The 8026-nt window shown below is 63.9% G+C and carries 9 protein-coding genes and 1 pseudogene; 1 reads left to right on the top strand and 9 read right to left on the bottom strand.

Annotation, left to right across the window (positions count from 1 at the left end; translation table 11 throughout):
• The 9 genes and pseudogenes from BGO62_RS13420 to BGO62_RS13380 all read right to left on the bottom strand — a co-directional run.
• A pseudogene (locus BGO62_RS13420) lies at nt 1-288 on the bottom strand (peptide chain release factor N(5)-glutamine methyltransferase); the annotation flags it as partial.
• Between the two features lie 3 nt (nt 289-291).
• On the bottom strand, nt 292-1374 hold the full coding sequence (gene prfA, locus BGO62_RS13415) for a peptide chain release factor 1 (protein ID WP_296643387.1): 1083 nt from the start codon (nt 1372-1374) through the stop codon (nt 292-294).
• Nucleotides 1371-2621, bottom strand: a complete 1251-nt coding sequence (hemA, locus tag BGO62_RS13410; protein ID WP_296643384.1) for a glutamyl-tRNA reductase — start codon at nt 2619-2621, stop codon at nt 1371-1373. Before hemA ends, prfA begins: the two co-directional genes overlap by 4 nt.
• 49 nt (nt 2622-2670) lie before the next feature.
• Entirely contained in the window at nt 2671-3567 is an 897-nt protein-coding gene (locus tag BGO62_RS13405) for a TauD/TfdA family dioxygenase (RefSeq protein ID WP_296643382.1), read from the bottom strand.
• Nucleotides 3568-3575: 8 nt separating this feature from the next.
• The gene (locus BGO62_RS13400) at nt 3576-4196 is read right to left on the bottom strand and encodes a hypothetical protein (RefSeq protein ID WP_296643380.1); all 621 of its coding nucleotides are present in this window, start codon (nt 4194-4196) and stop codon (nt 3576-3578) included.
• Nucleotides 4197-4217: 21 nt separating this feature from the next.
• A complete protein-coding gene (locus BGO62_RS13395) occupies nt 4218-5069 on the bottom strand; it encodes a sulfurtransferase (protein WP_296643379.1) in 852 nt (283 codons plus the stop codon).
• An 81-nt stretch (nt 5070-5150) separates the two neighbouring features.
• Complete coding sequence (locus BGO62_RS13390) at nt 5151-5483, bottom strand: TusE/DsrC/DsvC family sulfur relay protein (RefSeq protein ID WP_296643376.1); 333 nt, start codon at nt 5481-5483, stop codon at nt 5151-5153.
• A gap of 23 nt (nt 5484-5506) precedes the next feature.
• A complete protein-coding gene (cas6, locus tag BGO62_RS13385; protein WP_296643373.1) occupies nt 5507-6166 on the bottom strand; it encodes a type I-MYXAN CRISPR-associated protein Cas6/Cmx6 in 660 nt (219 codons plus the stop codon).
• Nucleotides 6163-6384 (bottom strand): hypothetical protein, encoded by a 222-nt coding sequence (locus tag BGO62_RS13380; RefSeq protein ID WP_296643371.1) that lies wholly within the window; start codon nt 6382-6384, stop codon nt 6163-6165. Before BGO62_RS13380 ends, cas6 begins: the two co-directional genes overlap by 4 nt.
• A gap of 378 nt (nt 6385-6762) precedes the next feature.
• On the opposite strand from BGO62_RS13380, the gene dsrA reads away from it, so the two are divergent.
• A partial coding sequence (gene dsrA / locus BGO62_RS13375; protein ID WP_296643368.1) for a dissimilatory-type sulfite reductase subunit alpha occupies nt 6763-8026 on the top strand: 1264 nt, incomplete at its 3' end.

Raw genomic sequence — 8026 nt, 5'->3', positions numbered from 1 at the left:
CGGGATCAGGACTGCCGGCGAAACCTCGAACGGACGGCCATAGAATTCGCGGGCGCCGACCAGATAGGCGATGGGTTCGCCTGCCAGCCTGCGGGTCAGCAGGGCGTCGGCCGCTGCGATTTGCGCGTCGGTCGGCGTGTCGCGGTCGTGCGCGATCAGCCAGGCCGGGGTAACCCCCCAGGCAAACGCCGCCAGCACGCGCGCCTCCAGCCGCGCCTCGCGCTTCTCCAATCCCTGCGCTGCGGCAATCCGGGCGGTGGCCGCGTCGAGCCAGGCCGTGACGCTCATCGCTCAGCTTTCGCCGGAGAGCGTCGCCAGCAGTTCGGCCTGATGCTCGGCTGCCAGCGCATCGAGCAGTTCGGCGAGATCGCCGTCCATCATCGCGTCGATCTTGTACAGCGTGAGATTGATGCGGTGGTCGGTGATGCGCCCCTGCGGGAAGTTGTAGGTGCGGATGCGGTCGGAACGGTCGCCGCTGCCGATCAGGCTCTTGCGGGCGCTGGCCTCGGCCGACTGCTGCTGTTGCAGCTGGCGGTCCTTCAGGCGCGCCGCCAGCACGCTCATCGCCTGCGCGCGGTTGCGGTGCTGCGAGCGGTCGTCCTGGCATTCGACCACCAGGCCCGTGGGCAGGTGAGTGATGCGCACTGCCGAGTCGGTCTTGTTGATATGCTGGCCGCCGGCACCCGAGGCGCGAAACGTGTCGATGCGCAGATCGGCCGGGTTGATGTCGATTTCGCCGACTTCGTCGGCTTCCGGCATCACCGCCACGGTGCAGGCCGAGGTGTGGATGCGGCCCTGCGATTCGGTTTCCGGCACGCGCTGCACGCGGTGGCCGCCGGACTCGAACTTCAGCCGCGAGTAGGCGCCGTGGCCGACGACGCGCACGATGGCTTCCTTGTAGCCGCCGACTTCGCCGGGGCTCTCCGACACCACTTCGACGCGCCATCCGCAGCGCTCGGCGTAGCGCGTGTACATGCGCAAGAGGTTGCCGGCGAACAGTGCCGATTCGTCACCGCCCGTGCCGGCGCGGATTTCCAGGAAGATGTTGCGCTCGTCGTTGGGGTCTTTCGGCAGCAGCGCGGTCTGCAACTCGGTTTCCAGCTGCGCGATTTTCGCCTCGCCGTCGGCGAGTTCGGCCTCGGCGAGTTCGCGCATGTCCGGGTCGGCGAGCATGTTGCGCGCGGTCTGCTGGTCGGCCTCGACTTGCCGGTACTGGCGATACAACGCGACCACCGGGTCGAGGTCGGCGCGTTCGCGCGACAGCTTGCGGTAGCTTTCCATGTCGCCGGCGATTTCCGGTTGCGACAGCAGGGCGTCGAGTTCCTCCAGTCGCTCGTCGGCGCGAGCGAGCTTGTCCGCCAGGGAGGGCTTCATTCGTGATGCAGCCCGTAGAGTTGGCTGATGAGGCGGACGAACTGGTCGCGCTCGCCGCGGGTGGCGTGGTTGAGCGCGTGGGTGGGGGCGTGCAGCAGCTTGTTGGCGAGTGCGTGGCTCATCGCGTCGAGCACTGCCCGCGGGTCGTCGCCGCGCGCCAGCGCCTTGTCGGCCTTTTCGATTTCGTGGCGGCGGTGGCGTTCGGCGGCATCCCGCAGTGAGCGGATCACCGGCACCAGTTCGCGCCCCTCCATCCAGTGCACGAAGCTTTCGACGCTGGTTTCGATGATCGCCTCGGCTTGCGCTACCTGCGCCACGCGGTTGTCCAGGCCTTCGCGCACCACCTGGCCGAGGTCGTCCACGCTGTAGAGGAAGACATCGGCCAGGTCGGCGACTTCGGCCTCGACGTCGCGCGGCACCGCCAGGTCGACGATGAAGATCGGGCGATGGCGGCGCTGCTTGATCGCGCGTTCGAGCATGCCCTTGCCGAGGATGGGCAGCGGGCTCGCGGTCGAGGTGACGATGATGTCGTAGCTGGGCAGTTCGTCCGGCAATTCGGTGAGCGGGATTACCCCGGCGTTGAAACGCTCGGCCAGCGGGCGGGCGCGTTCGGCGGTGCGGTTGGCCACCGTCATGCGGCGTGGATGCTGCGCGGCGAAGTGGGTGATGCACAGTTCGATCATCTCGCCGGCGCCGATGAACAGGCAGGCCTGGTCCTTGACGCTGGGGAAGATGCGTTCGGCCAGGCGCACCGCGGCGGCGGCCATCGACACCGAATTGGCGCCGATTTCGGTGCTGGTGCGCACTTCCTTGGCCACCGAGAAGGTGCGCTGGAACAGCTTGTGCAGCAGCAGGCCTAGGGTGCCGGCTTCCTCGGCGGCGGCAACCGCCTGCTTCATCTGCCCGAGGATCTGGGTTTCGCCGAGCACCATCGAGTCGAGTCCGGCGGCGACGCGGAAGGCATGCTGCGCCGCCTGCTCGCGCGGCAGCGTATACAGATAGGGAGCGAGTTCGCGCCGCTCGATGTGGTGGAAATCCGCCAGCCATTGTGCCACTGCCTCGGCGGACGGCGTGTTGACGTACAACTCGGTGCGGTTGCAGGTCGACAGGATGGCGACTTCGGTTGCGCGCTGGCTCTGTGTCAGCTCATGCAGCGCCTGCACCAGCTTGTCGGGGCCGAATGCCACCTGCTCGCGGATCGCGAGCGGCGCAGTGTGATGGTTGACCCCGAGGGTGAGAAGCTGCATGACGGCAGATGGCCGAAACAAGAAGACCGCTATTTTACCCGCTCCCCCGCTACTGCGGGCGCGCGGGAAAGCTCAGGCGGTCGTAATAGCGCCCGCGATAAAGCAGGCGGCGGTGTCGGGGGGAATCGGAGAACGCGCTGCGGGTGTGCAGCACGTTGTTGCAGATGAGCCCCATGCCCGGGCGCAGGCGGGCGCTGATGAGGTATTCGGAGCCGGCGAGGATGTCGGCCAGGGTTTTGACCGCGGCTTGCGTGACGGCATCGCCTTTCCAGATGATCGAGCGGGTGCGCGCGGTGTAGCGCATGTAAAGAAAGCCTTGCGCGGGATCGACCGCGAACACCGGGCCGCTCTGCTCGGGCCGGGCGACGTTGTCCTCGTCCATGCGCGCGGGGATGGTCATTGCGTCGGGCCGCATCAGCGCGACGACAAAATCGGGGTTGACGTCGCGCAGCTGGAGGTAGGCGATTTCGTGGTCGAGCAGCGCGTTCTCGCCGCCGGCCTCGGCATCCTGCGCGCAGTGCAGCGTCATGCCGAGGATGCGGCGGTCGAGCGCGTTGTAATAGCCGTCGGTGTGCCAGTTGATCGGCTTGTGCGTGTAGGGAATGAAGTCGCCGCGCGCGTTGCCGGCGTCGCCGGCCGGCGTGATGCTGGACAGCCCGTCCTCGTCGGCGAGATAGTTGCCTTCCAGGCGAACGAGGCCCAGCTGGCGCGCCAGTTGATGCGGAATCGATTTGTCGGCGGCAGGCAGGTGCGGCGCGCTGTAGATCGCCATGTTGGCGCGTGCGCAGCGCGATTCGAGGGCGCCGAATTCATCCGCGCTCAGGCGCCGCGGATCGGCCAGCGGCACGACCAGTGCGTCGGCGCTGCGCGGGTATGCCGCGAGCTTGGCGTCGCGCCAGGCGCGATAGCCGCTTTCGTTGGCCAGATCGAAAGGCGAACTCGCCATGCCGCGCCTTATTCCGGCGGCAGCATGTCGGGCGAACCGAAGCCGCGCTTGACCGGCGCATCGGACAGCAGGCCCTGGAAGCTCTTGCGCACCGTGCCCATCATTTCGGGCATTTCGATGTCCATGATCTGGTCCATGATCCAGGTCTTGTCGCTGTCGCCCATCTCGTCGCGGATCTGCAGGCCGAGAAAGCGCAATGCCGGGAAGCTGGCCTTCTCGTCGTCGGGGAATTCGAATTCCGCGTAGTCGACGAAGCGGCGGTTGAGGAAATCGATGAGTTCGGCCTTGAAGTTGCGGCCGGGATCGGGGCCGACCACGCTGATGATGTTTTCTTCCATCACTTCACCGAGCCGGTTGGCGATCGCCTGCAGCACCGCGACGCGGCGTTCCGGCGTCAGCGAGGCGTAGGCCATGCGGTCGCAGTAATGCACCAGGAAGGCGAGGCATTCGGCGATCAGCTTGAAGCCGCGTGCCGGAGTGATGATGTCGTAGTTCTCCTGGCCGAGGTTGTCTATCGCCTTGTCGGTGACGCGCCAGATGGTGGAGGCCACCGAGCTGGCGATTTCCTCGGCGCTGCGTTCGCCGTCCCTCTTGAACCAGACGGTGCGGACTCTGACGGGTTTGACCATGGCTGTTCTCCTGTTGGTCGCCTAGGCGACGTCTCCTGTGGCGACGGGGCGTTGCGGATCGCGAATCCACTCGCTCCATGAGCCGGAATACAATTTCGACCCGGGCAGTCCGGCGATTTCCATCGCCAGAATGTTGTGGCAGGCGGTGACGCCGGAACCGCAGGTGTGGACGACGTTTTCGGGCGCCACGCCGTTCAGGATGCCCATGAAGTTGTCGCGCAGTTCGGCGGCCGGCAGGTAGGTGCCGTCGAGGTCGAGATTTTCCTCGAAGACCCAGTTGACGGCGCCAGGGATATGACCGGCGACGCTGTCGATCGGTTCACGCTCGCCGCTGTAACGCTGCTCGGGGCGGGCGTCGATCAGCCGGTGGCTGGGCGCCAGGCGTATGGCTTCGACGGTGGCGGCATCCACGCCCCAGGCGGGCTCATCCGGACAGGGGAAGTGCTGCGGCGCGACCGTGGGCAGCGCGTCGCTCAGCGGGCGTTTTTCGCGCGTCCATTTCGGCAGGCCGCCGTCGAGCAGCGCGACCTTGGCATGCCCCAGTCCGCGCAGCAACCACCACAGCCGCACTGCCATCGAGCCGAAGCTGTCGTCGTAGACGACGACTTGAGTCTCGGCGCCGATGCCCCACTGGCCGAGTCGGGCGCACAGCGCAGCACGGTCGGGTAAAGGGTGGCGCCCCGATTGCGGGGTGATCGGCGAAGACAGGTCGTCGTCGAGATGCGCGTAACGCGCACCCGGAATGTGCCCTGCAGCATAGGCACGCTGGCCGGCCGCAGGGTCGGTCAGCGTGAAGCGGCAGTCCACGACCACCCAGTCCGGACGATCGAGCTGGGCGGCGAGTTGTTCGGTAGAGACAATAGTAGAAGACATAATAATAAGGTGGGGCCGGAATCAGGGCGTGCGGCTCGACCGCGCAACGCCCTGAAGCCTGTTGCCGCCCCTGAGTCCTGCTTAGTAGCCGCCCTTGCCGAAAGGCTTGGGCAGGCCGGCAACGCGCGCACCCTGACGAGCCGGCATGTTGGGGAACAGCTCGTACAGCTTTTTCTTCCAGTCGGTGCCCGGGTGCAGGTCTTCCATTTCCGACAGCATGTTGCGGAAGTTCGGGGTTTGACCGTCTTCCTTGTACTTGTCGCGCAGGTAGTTGATGACCGTCCAGTGGTCGTCGGTCAGCGTGATTTTTTCAGCCGCGGCGATCACCGGGGGGACATCGTCGCTGAAGTTCGCTTCCAGCAGGAAGTCCTCATCGCCAGTTTCGAGCTCTTCGCCGTTTACAACATAAGACATGTTTTCTCCTTTCGGGGTGGTCACTAAAGAATCGCCGGAATGACCGGCGCGATGGATTTATGCGGGATGAATATCCCGCAGCCTAACAAGCGGTTACGTCCCAAGCCTTCGTCCTGCAGCTGCAGGGACTTGTGCGGGGGGACGTCGTGCAGCATCAGGCTGTAGCCGTATAGCGGGCCTGAGGTGCTTTGCAGGGTTTGCTGCTTGCCGCAGATGAAACCGCAGCGCAACTGGAAGCGGCCGTCCAGTTCGCGCATCACATCCTGCACGAATTGTTCTTCACCCGCGCTGCCCGTGTCAACAAAGTGCGCATAGATGTTGGCGAACGGGCTGAATTCGCGGGTTTTGAAGCCGCCAATCTGCAAGGCGTGGCCGGCCAGGTCGAGCGTCTGGCCGACCAGCCGCTGCATGGCGTCCACCCGTGCCTTGGGCACGCGCAGAAACAGTTTGGTGCGCCGGTTGATGTTGAGGGTGGCATCACCGCTGTTGGTTTCCGCGCCCTTCAGGTGCTGAATGCCGATGCCCGGCTCTTCGCCCAGCCACGGCACCAGTTCTTGCAGTGCGACGGACAGCAATTGCGCATTCTCGGTCGGGATGGTGGTGCCGACCAGATCGAACTGCAGGTCGATCATGCGCGGTGTGTACTCCTCAGGTTTGTTTTCAGGCCAGCCCGCCCAGTTCATGGCACGTCTCCCGCGTGCTCCCTGGCCCAGGCCTGCATCAGTTCGCCCCATTTCTGCGCGCTGGCCGGATCGACGTCGAATATGGTGAAACGCTTGTTCTCGCGGATACGGATGCGCAGGAACGGCACACCGCCCGATTCGTGCGTCAGGTGCTGAAACTCGATTTCCTGGCCGCCAAATGGCAGCCGCAATTTATCCAGGGGCGTAATCTCAGGCATGGAATCTCAATCCGTGTAGCTACAGCTCGTTGATAGGGTTGCGTTGCCGGGCATGCAACCAGGCATTAATTTAAATTGGGGAGATGAAGCAGAGTTTCAACCCTTCTCCGTGCGTGGACTTGCGTTCGCAACAATATTTTAATACTCTAATTGATTCCGGTAGCGGGCACGTAATGTCTCACTCTTTGCTCGGGTGGGGCATTCCCGCGTTGGGGAAAACGATCTACTCCTTTTGGGTAGGTTGCAGCCTACCGCGATGGAGTAACCGGTTTACCCATGAGAATGATGGTGGCAAGGCCGTCAACTCAATAGGATGGCGGGACACCGTTGAGCTGTCGGCTTAAGCGGGCATTTCGAAATGTTCTAGGAGAGAAAACTATGGCAAAGAAGATGATTGATACGCCCAATCTGGACGAGCTCGAGAAAGGCCCGTGGCCCAGTTTCGTGACCGGTCTGAAGCGTTTGGCCAATGACAACGACATGATGGTTGACCTGATGGGTCAGCTGGAAACGTCCTACCAGCACATGAAGGGCTACTGGAAGGGCGGTACGGTTGGCGTGTTCGGCTACGGCGGCGGCGTGATTCCCCGTTTTACCGAACTGAAGGACGAGAACCATCAGCCGCTGTTCCCCGAGGCGGCCGAGTTCCACACCCTGCGCATCCAGCCGCCCCCCGGCATGCATTACACCTCCGATCTGCTGCGCAAGATGTGCGACGCCTGGTCGGCTACCGGCGGCTCGGGCCTGATCGGGCTTCACGGCCAGTCCGGCGACATCATGCTCCAGGGCGTCAAGACGGCTGACGTGCAGCGCGCTTTCGACGAATTCAACGAGATGGGCTTCGACCTCGGCGGCGCGGGCCCGGCTCTGCGCACCTCGATGTCTTGCGTTGGTGCGGCCCGCTGCGAACATTCCTGCTTTGACGAAGCCAAGGCGTTGCGCACTGTCATCAACAACAACATCGATGACATGCACCGTCCGTCCCTGCCCTACAAATTCAAGTTCAAGTTCTCCGGTTGCGGAAACGACTGCGTCAACGCCATCCAGCGTTCCGACATGGCGACCATCGGCACCTGGCGCGACAACATCCGCGTCAACGAGGCCCTGGTTCAGGACTACTTCAAGGCCCATGGCATGAACGATCTCGTCAACGACGTGGTCAGCAAGTGCCCGACCAAGGCCATTACCCTGGTGTCCACCGACAAGTTCCAGGCCAGCGAGCATGTCTCCGCTGCCAGCCTGGGCGACGGCAACACCCTGTGCATCGACAACAAGAACTGCGTGCGCTGCATGCATTGCCTGAACGTTATCCCCGGCGGTCTGCGGACTGGCGTGGACAAGGGTGTCACCATCCTGGTTGGCGGCAAGGGCGTGCTGAAGATTGGCGCAACCATGGGTACCGTGGTGATCCCGTTCATGAAGCTCGAGTCCGACGAGGATTTCGAGAAGCTGAACGAGTTGTCGCGCAACATCATCGACTTCTTTGCGGAGAATGCGCTGGAGCATGAGCGTACCGGTGAGATGATCGAGCGTATCGGCCTGGCCAACTTCCTTGAGGGCATGGACATCCCGGTCGATCCCAACATGATCAGCCAGCCGCGTTCCAACCCCTACTTCCGTTCCGATGACTGGGACGAGCAAG

This window comes from Thiobacillus sp. 65-1402 (assembly GCF_001897685.1).
Classification (GTDB): Bacteria; Pseudomonadota; Gammaproteobacteria; order Burkholderiales; family Thiobacillaceae; genus Thiobacillus.
The sequence above is the reverse complement of the archived record's forward strand: the minus strand, read 5'-3'. Positions and strand labels throughout refer to the sequence as shown.

What these genes read in the sequence shown, in the direction of transcription:
- prfA (WP_296643387.1), bottom strand. Translation starts at nt 1,374, where the DNA reads ATGAAGCCCTCCCTGGCGGACAAGCTCGCTCGCGCCGACGAGCGACTG.
- hemA (WP_296643384.1), bottom strand. Translation starts at nt 2,621, where the DNA reads ATGCAGCTTCTCACCCTCGGGGTCAACCATCACACTGCGCCGCTCGCG.
- BGO62_RS13405 (WP_296643382.1), bottom strand. Translation starts at nt 3,567, where the DNA reads ATGGCGAGTTCGCCTTTCGATCTGGCCAACGAAAGCGGCTATCGCGCC.
- BGO62_RS13400 (WP_296643380.1), bottom strand. Translation starts at nt 4,196, where the DNA reads ATGGTCAAACCCGTCAGAGTCCGCACCGTCTGGTTCAAGAGGGACGGC.
- BGO62_RS13395 (WP_296643379.1), bottom strand. Translation starts at nt 5,069, where the DNA reads ATGTCTTCTACTATTGTCTCTACCGAACAACTCGCCGCCCAGCTCGAT.
- BGO62_RS13390 (WP_296643376.1), bottom strand. Translation starts at nt 5,483, where the DNA reads ATGTCTTATGTTGTAAACGGCGAAGAGCTCGAAACTGGCGATGAGGAC.
- cas6 (WP_296643373.1), bottom strand. Translation starts at nt 6,166, where the DNA reads ATGAACTGGGCGGGCTGGCCTGAAAACAAACCTGAGGAGTACACACCG.
- BGO62_RS13380 (WP_296643371.1), bottom strand. Translation starts at nt 6,384, where the DNA reads ATGCCTGAGATTACGCCCCTGGATAAATTGCGGCTGCCATTTGGCGGC.